Annotated in this window: 16 protein-coding genes; 8 read left to right on the top strand and 8 right to left on the bottom strand. The window is 37.0% G+C overall.

Annotated features, from left to right (window positions below; all coding sequences use genetic code 11):
- Window positions 1-8 precede the first annotated feature (8 nt).
- Complete coding sequence (locus ACJG85_RS12310; RefSeq protein ID WP_412476535.1) at window positions 9-1,472, top strand: lipopolysaccharide biosynthesis protein; 1,464 nt, start codon at window positions 9-11, stop codon at window positions 1,470-1,472.
- Between the two features lie 78 nt (window positions 1,473-1,550).
- Here ACJG85_RS12310 and ACJG85_RS12305 read toward each other — a convergent pair whose 3' ends face one another.
- Complete coding sequence (locus tag ACJG85_RS12305; protein WP_412476534.1) at window positions 1,551-2,834, bottom strand: T9SS type A sorting domain-containing protein; 1,284 nt, start codon at window positions 2,832-2,834, stop codon at window positions 1,551-1,553.
- A 422-nt stretch (window positions 2,835-3,256) separates the two neighbouring features.
- On the opposite strand from ACJG85_RS12305, the gene ACJG85_RS12300 reads away from it, so the two are divergent.
- On the top strand, window positions 3,257-3,691 hold the full coding sequence (locus ACJG85_RS12300) for a VOC family protein (protein WP_409678484.1): 435 nt from the start codon (window positions 3,257-3,259) through the stop codon (window positions 3,689-3,691).
- A gap of 68 nt (window positions 3,692-3,759) precedes the next feature.
- A complete protein-coding gene (locus tag ACJG85_RS12295; RefSeq protein ID WP_412476533.1) occupies window positions 3,760-4,389 on the top strand; it encodes a murein L,D-transpeptidase catalytic domain-containing protein in 630 nt (209 codons plus the stop codon).
- A gap of 4 nt (window positions 4,390-4,393) precedes the next feature.
- Here ACJG85_RS12295 and ACJG85_RS12290 read toward each other — a convergent pair whose 3' ends face one another.
- Window positions 4,394-5,335, bottom strand: coding sequence for a TerC family protein (locus ACJG85_RS12290; protein ID WP_409678489.1), 942 nt, complete (start codon window positions 5,333-5,335; stop codon window positions 4,394-4,396).
- Between the two features lie 205 nt (window positions 5,336-5,540).
- Between ACJG85_RS12290 and ACJG85_RS12285 the strand changes: the two genes are divergently transcribed.
- Window positions 5,541-7,730 (top strand): glutamine synthetase III, encoded by a 2,190-nt coding sequence (locus ACJG85_RS12285; RefSeq protein WP_409678491.1) that lies wholly within the window; start codon window positions 5,541-5,543, stop codon window positions 7,728-7,730.
- 63 nt (window positions 7,731-7,793) lie between these two features.
- Here the strand turns inward: ACJG85_RS12285 and ACJG85_RS12280 are convergent, their stop codons facing one another.
- Together ACJG85_RS12280 and ACJG85_RS12275 are read right to left on the bottom strand one after the other, a co-directional pair.
- Complete coding sequence (locus ACJG85_RS12280; protein WP_412476532.1) at window positions 7,794-8,816, bottom strand: PQQ-binding-like beta-propeller repeat protein; 1,023 nt, start codon at window positions 8,814-8,816, stop codon at window positions 7,794-7,796.
- A gap of 57 nt (window positions 8,817-8,873) precedes the next feature.
- Complete coding sequence (locus tag ACJG85_RS12275; RefSeq protein WP_412464348.1) at window positions 8,874-9,326, bottom strand: T9SS type A sorting domain-containing protein; 453 nt, start codon at window positions 9,324-9,326, stop codon at window positions 8,874-8,876.
- Window positions 9,327-9,435: 109 nt separating this feature from the next.
- Between ACJG85_RS12275 and ACJG85_RS12270 the strand changes: the two genes are divergently transcribed.
- From ACJG85_RS12270 to ACJG85_RS12260, 3 genes are all read left to right on the top strand, one after another.
- Complete coding sequence (locus ACJG85_RS12270) at window positions 9,436-10,326, top strand: OmpA family protein (protein ID WP_412464347.1); 891 nt, start codon at window positions 9,436-9,438, stop codon at window positions 10,324-10,326.
- A gap of 1 nt (window position 10,327) precedes the next feature.
- Window positions 10,328-11,098, top strand: coding sequence for an OmpA family protein (locus tag ACJG85_RS12265; protein WP_412476531.1), 771 nt, complete (start codon window positions 10,328-10,330; stop codon window positions 11,096-11,098).
- A 62-nt stretch (window positions 11,099-11,160) separates the two neighbouring features.
- A complete protein-coding gene (locus ACJG85_RS12260; protein WP_412476530.1) occupies window positions 11,161-12,339 on the top strand; it encodes an AIR synthase related protein in 1,179 nt (392 codons plus the stop codon).
- Window positions 12,340-12,344: 5 nt separating this feature from the next.
- Here ACJG85_RS12260 and ACJG85_RS12255 read toward each other — a convergent pair whose 3' ends face one another.
- Entirely contained in the window at window positions 12,345-12,722 is a 378-nt protein-coding gene (locus ACJG85_RS12255) for a PH domain-containing protein (protein WP_409678503.1), read from the bottom strand.
- Between the two features lie 109 nt (window positions 12,723-12,831).
- On the opposite strand from ACJG85_RS12255, the gene ACJG85_RS12250 reads away from it, so the two are divergent.
- Entirely contained in the window at window positions 12,832-13,260 is a 429-nt protein-coding gene (locus tag ACJG85_RS12250) for a hypothetical protein (protein ID WP_412476529.1), read from the top strand.
- Window positions 13,261-13,335: 75 nt separating this feature from the next.
- Here ACJG85_RS12250 and ACJG85_RS12245 read toward each other — a convergent pair whose 3' ends face one another.
- From ACJG85_RS12245 to ACJG85_RS12235, 3 genes are all read right to left on the bottom strand, one after another.
- Window positions 13,336-13,611 carry an ATP-dependent Clp protease adaptor ClpS gene (locus ACJG85_RS12245; RefSeq protein WP_412476528.1) on the bottom strand — a complete coding sequence of 92 codons (276 nt, stop codon included), beginning with the start codon at window positions 13,609-13,611 and terminating at the stop codon, window positions 13,336-13,338.
- 58 nt (window positions 13,612-13,669) lie between these two features.
- Window positions 13,670-14,503, bottom strand: a complete 834-nt coding sequence (prmA, locus tag ACJG85_RS12240; protein WP_412464344.1) for a 50S ribosomal protein L11 methyltransferase — start codon at window positions 14,501-14,503, stop codon at window positions 13,670-13,672.
- 66 nt (window positions 14,504-14,569) lie between these two features.
- Window positions 14,570-15,037: a hypothetical protein gene (locus tag ACJG85_RS12235; protein ID WP_409678514.1), complete on the bottom strand. Its 468-nt coding sequence runs from the start codon at window positions 15,035-15,037 to the stop codon at window positions 14,570-14,572.
- Window positions 15,038-15,042: the final 5 nt, after the last annotated feature.

Genomic DNA, 15,042 nt, shown 5'->3' with positions numbered 1-15,042 from the left:
AGCTATTTATGGGTATTGTTGTCAATCAATCCATCAAAAACACCATCATTACCTACATTGGGTTTGCGATTGGTGCAGTCAATACCTTGTTTATGTATCCGCATTTTTTAGGGGATAAGTTTTATGGATTAACGAGTTATTTGTTGTCTTCGGCCAATGTTATTTTTCCGCTATTGGCTTTTGGTGTGCATAATACTTTAGTTAAATTTTTCTCAGAACACAAATCCGAGCAAGAACAAATTTCCTTTTTGAGTTTTGTATTGTTGCTTCCTTTGCTGGCGATAGTCCCGATTTTTATTCTTGGCTTTTGCTTTTATGATGCTATTGCTGCTTTTTCGGCAACAAAGAATAGTATAGTTCACGATTATATTTGGCAAATTCCGGTGATAGGAATATGTATGGCCTATTTCGAGATATTTTATGCTTGGGTAAAGGTACATTTGCAATCGGTTTACGGTAATTTTTTGAAGGAAGTCGGACTAAGAATATTGATTTCTATTTTGCTTTTCGGCGTGTATTTTAATGTTATCACGGTGGAACAATTCATCACCGCTACGATGATAGCTTATTTGATTAGCACGCTTTTGATGTTTGGCTATGCCAATACTGTCAAAAAAATTGCATTTAGCTTTAAAATACCACATAATGCCAGAGCGATTTTTGCCTATTCGGCTTTTATTATTTTATCCGGTAGTGTGGCCAATATGTTGATTGATATTGATAAGACCATGTTGAATCAATACATAGAGATTGAAAAGATTGCTTATTATACAGTAGCGGGTTTTATGGCTACTGTAATTGCGGTACCGAGTCGAGCTATGCATCAAATTACTTATCCTATCACGGCCAAACTGATGACTCAAGGCAAACATGAGGAATTAAACGATTTGTATAAAAAGACTTCGATTACGTTGCAAATTGTAGGAGGATTGGTATTTGTGGGGATTTTAGTGAATATCAACCAGATTTATTTGTTATTACCCGGTAATTACAAAGAAGGTGTTTTTGTAGTTTTTGTTCTTGGATTTTCTAAATATTTCGATTTGATTTTAGGCAATAACAATGCTATTATTTTTAATTCTAAATACTATAGAGCCGTTTTGTTTTTAGGACTACTTTTAGGATTTTTGGCTATTACACTCAACGCTATATTCATTCCTTTATTCTATATCAAAGGAGCTGCAATCGCTACTCTAATTTCTATTACTTTATATAGCATTGCTAAATTACTGTTTGTGGTTTTGAGGATGAAATTATTCCCTTTTACGGTTAATACTATTTATGCGTTTGTCATCGGGTTGATTTGTTTCTTCATTTTTTACTTTTGGGATTTTTCTTTTCATCCCATTATTAATATTGGATTGAAATCGGTTTTGGTAGCTGTTTTATATGTGGTTTTGGTATATAAAGCCCGGCTGTCTCCTGAAATCAATACAGTAATTGAAAAGCAACTTAAACGAGTCCTTCGATAAAGTTTGTACTTTGTTTTAGACAAAAAAAACGCAATCTTTTCAGACTGCGTCAGCTTAACTTAACTTTAATCTATTCTATTATTGAATAATCAGTTTTTGAGTCACTGATTTTTGTCCTTGATTAAGGGTTACAAAATACATCCCTTTACTTAAGTTAGAGGTATATACGGTAGTAGTTAACTGTTCTGTTTTTTGTTTGTAAACTTCTTTTCCAACACAATCTGTTATAATCAGTTGAGACGCCTCATTCGTCATATTGGTTTCTACGGTGAAAGAATCAACAGCAGGATTTGGGTAAATTTTTAATGATAAAGGTGAGACAAATTCTTCCGTTTTTAGGATGGCCGTAACTTTTCTGATTTTATGATTTCCTCTGTCGGCTATGAAGAGTAAACCGTTAGGATCAAAACAAATTCCCATGGGTTCTGAAAACTTAGCGGCTGTAGAAGTTCCGTCGGCAAAGCCTTGTGCCGCTCCTACAAAGTTAGTTACAGCAGCAGTTGCTAAATCTATTTTTCTGATTCTGTTGTTGCCGTAATCTACCACAAACAGATAGTTTTGGTTACTAATGGCAAGCCCCATAGGATTGTTGAAACCTGCGCTTGTTCCGGTGCCGTTGTTAAATCCGGGTGTGCTTCCGGCAAAAGTAGTAACCTCACCGGTACTAATAACAACCTTTCTGATTCTATGGTTATTAATTTCCGCTACGTAAAGATTTCCGCTACCATCAGAGCAAATACCGGACAATCCGTCAAATTGAGCCGCTTCACCAAAACCATCTAATGTTCCTTGAATCGAGCCTGCAAGTGTAGAAACTATGCCATTAACCAAGTCAATTTTTCTGATTTTTGTATTGATACTTTCAGTTACATACAAGTAATCTCCAACTTTACAAATTCCAACAGGCGCATTGAACTGAGCAGTTGCCAAATCACCGTTCGCATAGCCAAATGTAGAACCGGTATAAGTGCTTACTTCTCCGGTGGCAATTACAATTTTTCGAATTTTAAAGTTGAAGTAATCTGTAACATACAAATTACCGTTATTGTCGGTACAAATACCGCTTGGGCCGTTAAATTGAGCTGCAGTTCCAACGCCATCCGCAAATCCTACGGTTGAACCGGCCAAAGTACTTACGGTATTAGTAGCCAATTCAATTTTTCTAATTAAGTTATTGGTGTAGTCTGCAACATACATGTATCCGTTGTTGTCGAGGCAAACTGCTCTGGGGCCAAAAAATTGAGCAGAGGTTCCAACGGCATCAGTATATCCGGGTGTTGAGCCGGCGATGGTTGTAACAACTTGTGCATTACTTATAAACATGCACAAGAGTAGGGCTAAGAGTAGGGTAATTTTTTTCATTAGGTTAGGGTATTAGTGAGGATTAGGGATTCTTGTTTGATTTTGGTGATTTTAAGCCATATTCTTTCAGATTTGGTTAATTGTTACAGCTAATTTTCTTGCAAAATGCTGTATGTCAGCTTATCAAATTTAATACAATACTTTTACTTAGAAATCAGAATTGCTTATTTTTTCGACGAACGGTATTGCTTATTTCGATAAGCGGCTGTGAATTTTCTGATATTTTAAAAACAATTGACCGTTAATGGTACTTTAGCAATTTTTCAATACTGTTTATTGAAAAAGCTTGATGATAATTTATTGCAAATACAGCTAGTAAAAGCTTGTCGTAAATTGTATATTTGAAAAAATAAATGTGAGAGAATTTTTTGTCTTAATCGGCAAATAATCATTAACAAAAAGTAAAATTAAATTCAATAAAAATGGCTCAAGTAAATCCTTATTTAATATTCAACGGAAACTGTGAAGAAGCTTTCTTGTTCTACCAATCTGTTTTTGGTGGAGAGTTTCCATATATGGGCAGATTTAAAGACATGCCTGCTGATGACAATTGTCCGCCAACTTCTGAAGAAGAGGCTGATAGAATTATGCACGTTTCGTTGCCTGTTGGTGATACTGTTTTAATGGGAAGTGACAGTACTTCACAAAGCGGTGAGGTTATCGTTGGAAATAACATATCCGTTTCAATTAATACCGCAAGTAGAGAGGAAGCAGATAGGATATTTAACGGCTTGGCTTCAGGCGGAAACGCTTTCATGCCAATGACTGCAACTTTTTGGGGTGCTTACTTCGGAATGTTAGTGGACAAGTTTGGCATCAATTGGATGGTGAATTTTGACGAACAACCGCAAAAATAGACTTAAAAATATTTTCGCTTAAGCATACTTAAAAAACAACTTTTTCGTTACTATAGAAAAGTTGTGCGGTGAAAAAAAAGATTGTTATACTACTGTTGATATTAGGCGCGATTGCTTTCGGTTTCAATACTATCAACACAGCCATAAAGCCTAACAGTAAGCCCGAAGTTAATGTTTCTAAAGTCGATGATAAGGCTATGGAGGCATTGGCTTTTTGTCGTAAAAAAAGCTTCAATGAAGACTTTTGTATATTGATAGATATGAGTATTCATTCAGGTTTGAATCGTTTTTTTGTTTATGATTTTAAGCAACAAAAAATCATCCGTCAAATGTTGGTTGGTCATGGTTGTGGTAATTATCCTTGGAGCCAAGATTGGTCTAAAGACAGTCCGAAGTTTAGCAATAAAGACGGTAGTCATTGTTCTGCTTTGGGCAAATATAAAATAGGGAAAAGGGCATGGAGTGATTGGGGAATCAATGTGAAATACGTTCTACATGGCTTAGAAGAAACCAATAGTAATGCCCAATCGCGTTATATCGTTTTTCATTCTTGGGAAAAAGTATCCGATAAAGAAGTTTATCCGAACGGTACACCCGAAGGTTGGGGTTGCCCAACCATATCCAATAACAATATGAAAATCATTGACCCGATTTTAAAGCAATCGTCAAAACCGGTTTTAATGTGGATTTACCAATAAAACCCTATTCGGATTCTTTACGGCTAATTGAAACCAAAATACCAATCGTTAAGGATAAGGCAATGAAGCCCAACGAAACCCATTCAGGGAATTTGTAGTAATGGATAATCAACATTTTTATACCTACAAAAGTCAGGATAGCAATTAGGCTGTATTCTAAATAACTGAATTTTTCCAGCATATTGGCCAAAAAGAAATACATCGATCGCAATCCTAAAATTGCAAAAATGTTGGAACTGAATACCAAAAACGGATCTGAGGTTATGGCTAATATAGCCGGAACACTGTCGAGTGCAAACAACATGTCCATTACTTCAATAACAATTAAAGCAACAAATAAAGGAGTGGCTGCCGTAATGTGTCTTCGCTTAACAAAAAAATGCTCCCCATCGGAATGGCTTGTTATCGGCATTATTTTGCGAAGATTTCTGTATACAAAAGATTTCTTAGGATTGAATTCTTCCTCATCACCTTTGAATAACATCTTAAAGGCGGTAAAAATCAAAAAGGCGCCGAACAAGTAAGTCATCCAACTGAATTTGTTAATCAGAATTACCCCAAAGAAAATCATCAATCCTCGAAACACTATCGCTCCCAAAATTCCCCAAAACAACACTCGGTGTTGGTATTTCTGCGGAATCTTGAAAGAAGCAAAGATGACTGCTATCACAAAAATATTATCCACACTCAAAGACAATTCAATCAAATAACCTGTGATGAATTTCATGGAAGCTACTGCCGGTGTGATTTCGGTAGGATTGGCAATAAGCTCGTTTTTGTAAATCCATCCAACCACTATGCTGAAGATAAAGGACAGTGATACCCAAATTCCGGTCCAAATTCCGGCTTCTTTGGGTTTGATGATGTGAGGATTTTTATTGAATACCCCTAAATCTAAGGCTAAGAATAAAAAAATTAACGCCAGAAATACAATCCAAACTGCCATGATGTTATATTAAGTTGTTGCAAATATAGGATTTTGCCTTTTGAATAAGTAATAAATTAAAATACAAGTTGTTGTTGTTTTGCACGTGTTTTTGTCAATTTTTGATATAACCCCTAAAAAAAATAGGGTATCCTTATTTTGAAATTAAAATATTGCTATATTTGCAACAAATTAATAAGGGTATAATCATTTAAAATCACTTTTTATGTCAACTTTACGTTTTCAAGCCTTAAAAGATGCCTCGAGCAGAAAACCGGTAAAATTTGAAGAAGCCAATAAAAAATCGGCTCTTTTCGGTTCAAATGTATTCAATGATAAAGCAATGAAGCAGTACTTAACTGCCGATGCTTATAAAGGAGTAAAAGACGCCATCCAGCACGGAACTAAAATCGACAGAAAGTTGGCCGATTATATCGCTATGGGAATGAAAGAATGGGCTTTGGCAAAAGGAGTAACTCATTATACACACTGGTTCCAACCGTTAACCGGTACTACAGCTGAAAAGCATGATGCCTTTTTTGAAACGTCTTATGATGGTTCGGATCCGGTTGAGAAATTTGGCGGCGGACAATTGGTACAGCAAGAACCGGATGCTTCTTCCTTCCCGAACGGAGGCATCAGAAATACTTTTGAAGCCCGTGGTTATACAGCATGGGATCCAACTTCTCCGGCCTTTATCTTCGGTACTACTTTGTGTATTCCAACAGTGTTTATTTCTTACACGGGTGAAGCCTTGGATTACAAAACACCTTTATTACGTGCTTTAAATGCTGTAGATGAAGCAGCAACTGAAGTTTGTAAATATTTTGATAAAAACGTTAAAAAAGTTACCGCCACTTTAGGTTGGGAGCAAGAATATTTCTTGGTTGACAGTGCTTTGGCTAACTCAAGACCCGATTTATTGTTAACCGGAAGAACTTTGTTAGGTCATACATCTGCTAAAGGTCAACAATTAGACGATCATTATTTCGGTTCTATTCCGTCTCGTGCTTTAAATTACATGCGTGAATTAGAAGAAGAATGTATGTTGTTAGGGATACCGGTGAAAACCCGTCACAACGAAGTAGCACCTAACCAATTTGAGTTGGCTCCGATTTTTGAAGAAACCAACTTGGCCGTTGACCACAACTCTTTGTTGATGGATGTAATGTCTAAAGTAGGAGAACGTCACGATTTTAAAGTGCTTTTCCACGAGAAGCCATTCAAAGGTGTTAACGGTTCAGGAAAGCACAACAACTGGTCAATGGCTACAGATACCGGAGTTAACTTGTTATCACCCGGTAAAACGCCAATGAGCAACTTGCAATTCTTGTCTTTCTTTATCAATACCATTAAAGCAGTTCAAGAATATGAAGAGTTATTAAGAGCTTCTATCGCTACAGCCAGTAACGATCATCGTTTAGGCGCCAATGAAGCACCACCGGCTATCATCTCTGTTTTTATCGGTGAACAATTGACTAAAGTTTTGGCCGAGTTAGAAGGTGTTTCTAAAGGTAAATTGTCTCCGGAAGAAAAAACCGATTTGAAATTAAACGTAGTTGGTAAAATTCCGGATGTAATGTTGGACAATACCGACAGAAACAGAACTTCGCCTTTTGCCTTTACCGGAAATAAATTTGAATTCCGTGCCGTGGGTTCTTCAGCCAACTGTGCTAATGCTATGACTACTTTGAATTCCATTGTGGCCAAACAATTGAAAGAATTCAAAAAAGAAGTGGATGCACTTATTGATTCTAAAGGCTTGAAAAAAGACGAAGCCATCTTCAATGTGTTAAGAGAATACATCAAGCAAACTAAAAATATCCTTTTCGAAGGCGATGGTTATAGCGATGCTTGGGAAAAAGAAGCTAAGAAAAGAGGCCTGAGCAATCACAAAACCACTCCGGCTGCGTTAAAAGCTAAAGTATCTAAAAAAGCCTTGGAATTATTCCACGATTTGAACGTGATGAACCATGTTGAAGTGGAAGCGCGTTACGAAATTGAATTGGAGGAATACACTAAGAAAATCCAAATCGAAGGCCGAGTATTAGGCGATATTGCTCGTAACCATGTGATTCCAACAGCCATTCGTTACCAAAATACTTTAATCGAAAATGTACGCGGTTTGAAAGAAATTTTTGGAAAAGACTTTGAGAAAATTGCCAAAGAGCAAATTTTCTTAATCAAAGAAATTTCGGCTCACATTGAAGGCATTAACTCTAATGTAGAAGCCATGACCGAAGCTCGTAAAAAAGCCAACGCTTTAACCGATGCGCAAAAAATGGCCGAAGCTTACTGCGATAAAGTGAAACCATACTTTGAAATCATCAGAGAACATTGCGACAAATTAGAGTTGTTAGTAGACGATGAAGTTTGGACGTTAACCAAATACAGAGAATTGTTGTTTACACGATAATTCGATACTTTACAAACAAAAAAATCCGCTCATCGAGCGGATTTTTTTTGTTTTCTTTATTTGCTATTTATTTGATGGTGCCGCAATAAGTGTGGTGTCGGCAAAAGCATTTTGTAAAATCCAAGTTCCAGTGTTTTTGTTGTAAACGTAAACTTTACCGTTACTGTTGTCAGCAAAAGCAAAACTTCCATTAGCAGTTATTAAAGAAGTGCCTGCAAAACCATTAACAAAAGACCATGCTCCTGTATTTTTATTATAAGCATAAACCTTCCCATTACTGTTGTCTGCAAAAGCAAAATTACCACTCGATGAAACTAATGTATCATCTGCGAAACCATTTTGTAAAACCCAAGTTCCTGTGTTTTTGTTGAAAGCATACACTTTCCCATTTCCATTATCAGCAAAGGCAAAATTTCCATTAGAAGTTACAAGTGTATTTCCGGCAAAAGCATTGTTCTGCAAAATCCACGTCCCCGAATTGTTATTGAATGCATATACTTTACCGTTACTGTTGTCTGCAAATGCAAAGTTTCCATTGGAACCCACTAATGTATCATCTGCATAAGCATTTACAGGTATCCAAGTATTGGTGTTTAAGTTAAAGGCATAAACTACGCCATTGCTATTATCTGCAAAAGCAAAGTTAGAAAACTGATTGTTTTCAATACTTTCATTAGCACTTGAACCTGATATTCCGCCGGCCATTAAAGCATAAGGAACTGACAATAACTGAGTAGTGCCCACATTTGCATAATTTGTTCCTCCCGTAACATCCATTTCAACTTTTAAGAATTTGGAATTGGTTCCCCAATTAATGGTGTTAAAAGTTCCCGAAACTACATTACCTTGCCCAATAATTAAATTAAACAAACCTTGCGCCGTAGTTGTTTTTTGTTGAGTTTCCGAATATAAAACTGTGCCGTTAGCCGTTTGATCTAAGATGGAGAGTTTTACTCTGATATTAGAGCTTGCTACCGGATTACCCGAACTGTTTAAGGCAATGGCTTGATATGAAATTCCTTGTGGTACTTGAGAAAAACTTAAAAATGAAACGATAAAAGCACTGAATAGTAATAGTTTTTTCATAATTGATTTTGTTTGAAATTTGATAATGCATTGGTATTTTGACCTTAGCATTTTAACTTATCGTTTGATTATTTTAAATGATTTAATTTTTTTATTACTGAATTGAATCAGATATACACCTGGCTGTAATTCAGCTAAATCAAGTGTATTATTGATTGCAACGATTTTTTTACTAACCAATTGCCCAGATGTGTTAAATACCAAAACCTCTTCGTTCAAAAGATTCGTATTTGTTTTAAAGGAAATCACAGCAGTAGCGGGATTAGGGAAAACGGTTATTTTTTCGCTAAGTTCTAACTGAGGCACTTCAAGTGTTTGCTGGGTTTGTGCCAAAATACCAATAATTCCTGATGCTGATTGATTTTGATTTACCGGTACTACTACAATCTCCCCGATAGAAATTGAAGAACTTGGAGTAATTAAACTCCCTGAATTAACTGATTGCAACACTGTTTGCGAACTTCCTGTAAAACTCATGAAAAGTAGCAGAATAAGTAATGTTTGTCTCACGTTTAAAGTTTTTTTTACAAATATAGATAAATATCATTTTGACAAACCTTATTTTTAACCTCACTATACTATTTTTTCATAACTTTCGTTAAATAAATAAACCCTCTTAATGTCTCGTATTTTTGTCACCATAGCCATTTTTTTCATCTTTTCAACTGCTTTTTCTCAAGAGCAGGTGAGTTTGTATTTCGACAGTAACAAATTCGAACTGACCAAAAAAGAAGAAAACCGGCTTAACCAATGGCTTTTAGCCAACAGTAACAACAAAATTGTTGCCATACACGGATTTACCGATGAAGACGGAACCACAGGGTTCAACGATACTTTGGCTCAAAAACGCGTTGATTATGTTTTTGGAAAAGTCAAAGACCAAATCCAAATCAGAGCCGATTTTAAAACCCTAAGCTTGGGTGAAAAATTCAAGCAGTCTGCCAATAAAGCCGAAAACCGTAGGGTAACAATCTTCTACATCTTAGAAAGAGACATTCCCAGAGAAGAAGAGATTCTCGGTTTAAAAAAAGAAACCCCTATTGTTGAAGAAGCCAAACCTGAAATTGAATACCCCGAAAAATTGGTCTTCGAAAATCCCAATGGTACCAAAACCGAATACAAGTTGGACCGCGATTTCATGAAGCGTGTAGGCAATGCTAAATCAGGAGAAAAGCTGAAAATTGACAATCTGAATTTTGTCATCAATACTTTTGCTATTGTACCGGAATCTCGAGGCAAATTATATGAACTGTTGTTGGTCTTGCAAAATAATCCGCAGCTCAAAATTGAAATCCAAGGCCATTTGTGTTGTATGCCGGTCGACCGAACCGATTTGTCTACTCAAAGAGCCAAAGCGATTTACAATTTTTTAATCACCAACGATGTTTATCGGGCGCGCTTGTCTTACAAAGGCTTCGGAAGCACGCAACCCATTTATCCGTTACCTGAAAAAAATGAAACCGAACGCGCCGCCAATCGTCGGGTGGAAATTCTGATTGTAGAAAATTAATATGAAAATCAAATGCGCCATAGTATTGTGTTTTTGGTCTGTTTTGGGATTGGCTCAAAAGCAGTTTGACGTGTTTTTCGATTTCAATAAAGATTTTCCCAATCAAAGTTCAATATTAGCTTTAAACGAATGGATAGCCAATCATAAGGAAATTGAAATCACCCAATTGTTAGGTTTTTGCGACAGCATTGATACCAAAGATTACAACAAACATTTAGCCGAACGCCGCATAGCCAATGTAAAGATTTTATTGGAAAAAAGCGGATTGCAGTTTAGCGAAACCCTACAGCAAGTAGCCTACGGGAAAGAGTTCAAACAATCTAAAGTCCAAGCTGAAAACCGTCGAGTAACTATTTTCTATTCCGAAAAATTACTCAAACCAACGGAAAGTGAGCTGTCGGTAAAAGTCAAAAATGCCAAACGCGGCGAATTGGTTACTTTGCCCAATCTTTACTTTTTCAATAATTCGGCTCGTGTCGTTCCCAAGTCTGAGACCGTTTTGTATGATTTACTCTGTGTATTGCAAGAAAACCCCAAACTAAAAATTGAAATCCAAGGCCATATTTGTTGCCAAACTGAGGTAGACAAAAACGATGTTTCTACCGCTCGAGCGCGAGCTATTTATAATTATTTGTTGCGCAATGGTATCGATAGAAAACGAATGAAGTTCAAAGGATTCGGTGTTTCTCGACCCATTCATAAAATCCCTGAACGTAACGAAACCGAAGCCGACGAAAACCGCAGGGTGGAGATTTTGATTTTAGAGAATTGATAAAAATTCCCAAATCCCAAATCTTAATCTTATCTTTGCGACACAACAACTAACAACACAACATGAGTTCTGATAACAGTCAACGCTACAACCAACGCGGCGTTTCAGCTTCCAAAGAAGATGTGCACAACGCCATCAAAAACATTGACAAGGGTTTATTCCCAAAAGCTTTTTGTAAAATTGTTCCCGATTATTTGACCAACGACAACGACTATTGCTTGATTATGCATGCCGACGGTGCCGGAACCAAATCCTCGTTGGCTTATCTGTATTGGAAAGAAACCGGTGATATTTCGGTGTGGAAAGGCATCGCACAAGACGCCTTAATCATGAATATCGACGATTTGTTGTGTGTTGGCGCTACCGATAATATTTTACTGTCTTCCACTATCGGAAGAAATAAAAATTTAATTCCAGCCGAAGTAATCTCAGCCATTATTAACGGAACGGAAGAATTGATAGCCGAATTGAAATCATTCGGAGTGACCATTCATTCTACCGGTGGCGAAACCGCTGATGTGGGTGATTTGGTTCGAACCATTATAGTCGATTCTACCGTAACGGCTCGAATGAAACGAGAGGATGTAATCGATAATGCCAATATCCAACCCGGCGATGTTATTGTTGGTTTGGCTTCTTTCGGTCAGGCGAAATACGAAAAAAGTTATAACGGCGGGATGGGCAGTAATGGTTTGACTTCGGCGCGACATGATGTTTTTGCCAACTATTTAGCCGAAAAATACCCGGAAAGTTTTGATGCTGCGGTACCCAACGAATTGGTGTATTCCGGTAAAACTAAATTAACCGATGCTGTAGCAAATTCCCCGATTGATGCCGGAAAATTAGTATTGTCACCTACCCGAACTTACGCACCGATTATCAAAGCTATACTCGAAAAATATACTTCAAAAGACATTCACGGTATGGTACATTGTTCCGGTGGTGCACAAACCAAAGTGCTGCATTTTGTAGATAATGTGCATGTGATTAAAGATAATTTATTCCCGGTGCCGCCATTGTTCAAACTCATTCAGGAAAATTCTAAAACCGATTGGAAAGAGATGTACCAAGTGTTCAATTGTGGTCATCGCATGGAATTGTATGTGCCGAAGGAAATGGCTGATGATATTATTGCTATTTCCGAATCCTTTGGCGTTGAAGCTCAAATTGTAGGTAGAGTAGAAGCTTCCGAAAACAAAAAACTCACTATTAAAAGTGAGTTTGGTGTATTTGAGTATTAATCAGGTTATAGTACGTAATAGGCCAACACTTTCTGAACTTCATATACATTAACCGATTTGGTAAATTGTTTGGTGATGCTCGGCTGTTGTTCGCTGGAAACCCAAATTTTCAATTCCGCTTCTAAGTCGAAGGTGCCGGCAGTCTCAACGCTGAAACGACTAATGGCTTTGTAAGCAATGGATTTGTATTCGATTTTGCTACCGGTAAGGCCTTGTTTTTCCACCAAAATCAATCTCTTGTTGGTAAAGATGAAAACATCGCGTATGAGTTTGAAACCCATTTCAATTTTTTCGTCGTCTAATAATAACTGACCGTATTGCTTTAGTAAATCTTCCGAACTGGCTTGTCCGGCATTGCCCATAAGTGCTGAAAAAAGTCCCATATAAAGTTGTATTTTTGTGGTGTAAAAGTAGCAATTCGGAACGGATTTTTTCGGAACTTCTCGTTCTTTGTTTAAAATCAATTTGTCCTATTAAAAATCAGTATAGTATATGATTATTAATCCTAAAAACGGTGTAGACCAACTGCTGTTTGGTATGAAGCAAAACCATGTGGAAGCGCTTTACGGTAAGCCTTCGAAACAATTCAATGATGAAGACGGCAATGTGTTGTATTTGTACAATACCCAAAAGTTGAGTCTGACGTTTTATGAAGATGAGGATTTTCGATTAGGGTATATCGCTTGTTCGCATCCGGAATGCACAGTTTTAGGAAATAAAGTGATTGGCAAGAATGTAGAAACACTTAAAGCCGACTTACCCTTTAAATCCTGGTCAACGGAAGATTTTGACTCTTTTGAAAATCATTTCAACGAGAGCAATTGGCTGATTTTACAATCGGAGTTTGACGACGTTGTGCGTGTAGAAATTGGTGCGATTATTAAAGACAACGACGAATTTGATTGGAAACATACAGATTGAAGAATGATGATTGAAGAGTGATGATTGAAGATTGTTGATTTTAATCTTCTGAAATTGAAAATCAGCAACCAGCCATCACACGATTTCCGCACTTAAACCGGCTTCCAACAATTGGGTACACTGTGGTTTTAACTCATCGAAATGTCCGGTTTTTACCGTGCATTTTCCTTTGTAATGCACCAAGATAGCGCACTGTTCCGCTTGTTCGGCGGTGTGTTGGCATACGCGAATTAACGTATCGATAACGTGATCGAAGGTATTCACATCATCGTTGTACAATACAATTTCGTTGTTGGTTCCGATTTGTTCTTCGACTAAAACGTCTTCTTGTATTTTTTCTATGGTACTCATAGTGCTGGTTTCGAGTTTAAGGTTTCGGGTTCGATTGATTAAACTTTGGTACTCGGAATTAATAACGGTATTTCAAAGAAACCCAATTGTTTCTTTCGAATTGCTTCACAAAAGTCAGTCCTTTTTCTGTACAACTGGCGTCGATAAACGGAATATCTTCAGTATAAAAACCACTCAATAACAATAGACCGTTTTTGTTCAAACAATCTACATATTGCTGCATGTCATTTAGTAATATATTGCGATTGATATTGGCGATGATTAAGTCGTATTTTTTGCCTTTCAGCATTTCCGCGTCGCCTTCGTAAACGGTGATTTCTTTACAATCATTGCGTTCTGCATTTTCAATAGAATTCAAATAGCACCAATTATCAATGTCGATAGCGTCTATTGGTTTTGCACCTTTCATTTCGGCTAAAATGGCTAAAATAGCCGTTCCGCAACCCATGTCGAGTGTTTTCATTCCGGTCACATCGGTTTCTAACAAATGTTGAATCATCATGTGTGTGGTTTCATGATGACCGGTTCCGAAACTCATTTTCGGTTCGATAACAATATCGAATTCGGCGTTTGTTTTAGGATGAAAGGGTGCGCGGACATGACATTTTCCGTCTACATCAATGGGTTCGAAATTCTTTTCCCATTCTTCGTTCCAATTCACTTGGTCGATTTCTTCAATAGTGTAGGAGATTTTGAATTCGGGAGAAGTCAACAAGTAAATATCTTCTAAAATAGCCTCAAACCATAAATCTTTCTGTATGTAAGCACTAAAACCATTATCGGTTTCGATGAAACTTTCGAATGGTTTTTCGCCTAACTCTGCGATTAAGATTTCAGAACCGAGTTCTTTGGGTTCAACAGTAAAGTGATACCCTAAATAGCTATTTGACATGTGTAGAATTTTTGACAAAGGTAAGTATCCCGCTCTTTTATGGAAAGTATTTTGTCAAAAAGAAATTTAATCCATTTTTACGACACTCTTCAGGTTAGCGTCGGGCAACTCATCGGGAGCAACAGTAAACACCATCAATCTTTTGTATCGCTTGTCGTTGCTGTCGTACATATAGGTCATGGTGTTTTCTTTCGGATTGTAGATTAGTCGAGCCCGCATGAATTTTGATTGGATAGACCACGATCCTTCATTTTCGCTGTCTTTGGTAAAGTTGTAAATGGAACCGTGGTGCATGCGAACTTGTCCGTTATCAACCATACTGATTACTACATAACCATTGGTTTTTGAACCAATTTCACGGATGTCTATAATGGAGTGTTCATATTCTGTTTCCACCAATTCATATTTTTGAAAATCGGTATTCCATACATAATATTTGCGAGAATCAGATTGAAATCGTTTTTGAGTGTCTACTTGGGCTTGTAAATTGCCAAAGCAAGCCAAAAGGAGTAGTATTATTAGTTTTGATTTCATTGGTA

Source organism: Flavobacterium mekongense, assembly GCF_047038255.1.
Classification (GTDB): Bacteria; Bacteroidota; Bacteroidia; order Flavobacteriales; family Flavobacteriaceae; genus Flavobacterium; species Flavobacterium mekongense.
The sequence above is the reverse complement of the archived record's forward strand: the minus strand, read 5'-3'. Positions and strand labels throughout refer to the sequence as shown.

Coding starts and splice junctions, on each gene's coding strand:
- ACJG85_RS12245 (WP_412476528.1), bottom strand. CDS start 13,611: ATGAGTACCATAGAAAAAATACAAGAAGACGTTTTAGTCGAAGAACAA.
- ACJG85_RS12305 (WP_412476534.1), bottom strand. CDS start 2,834: ATGAAAAAAATTACCCTACTCTTAGCCCTACTCTTGTGCATGTTTATA.
- ACJG85_RS12235 (WP_409678514.1), bottom strand. CDS start 15,037: ATGAAATCAAAACTAATAATACTACTCCTTTTGGCTTGCTTTGGCAAT.
- ACJG85_RS12310 (WP_412476535.1), top strand. CDS start 9: ATGGGTATTGTTGTCAATCAATCCATCAAAAACACCATCATTACCTAC.
- ACJG85_RS12265 (WP_412476531.1), top strand. CDS start 10,328: ATGAAAATCAAATGCGCCATAGTATTGTGTTTTTGGTCTGTTTTGGGA.
- ACJG85_RS12300 (WP_409678484.1), top strand. CDS start 3,257: ATGGCTCAAGTAAATCCTTATTTAATATTCAACGGAAACTGTGAAGAA.
- ACJG85_RS12280 (WP_412476532.1), bottom strand. CDS start 8,816: ATGAAAAAACTATTACTATTCAGTGCTTTTATCGTTTCATTTTTAAGT.
- ACJG85_RS12290 (WP_409678489.1), bottom strand. CDS start 5,335: ATGGCAGTTTGGATTGTATTTCTGGCGTTAATTTTTTTATTCTTAGCC.
- ACJG85_RS12255 (WP_409678503.1), bottom strand. CDS start 12,722: ATGGGACTTTTTTCAGCACTTATGGGCAATGCCGGACAAGCCAGTTCG.
- ACJG85_RS12250 (WP_412476529.1), top strand. CDS start 12,832: ATGATTATTAATCCTAAAAACGGTGTAGACCAACTGCTGTTTGGTATG.
- prmA (WP_412464344.1), bottom strand. CDS start 14,503: ATGTCAAATAGCTATTTAGGGTATCACTTTACTGTTGAACCCAAAGAA.
- ACJG85_RS12285 (WP_409678491.1), top strand. CDS start 5,541: ATGTCAACTTTACGTTTTCAAGCCTTAAAAGATGCCTCGAGCAGAAAA.
- ACJG85_RS12260 (WP_412476530.1), top strand. CDS start 11,161: ATGAGTTCTGATAACAGTCAACGCTACAACCAACGCGGCGTTTCAGCT.
- ACJG85_RS12270 (WP_412464347.1), top strand. CDS start 9,436: ATGTCTCGTATTTTTGTCACCATAGCCATTTTTTTCATCTTTTCAACT.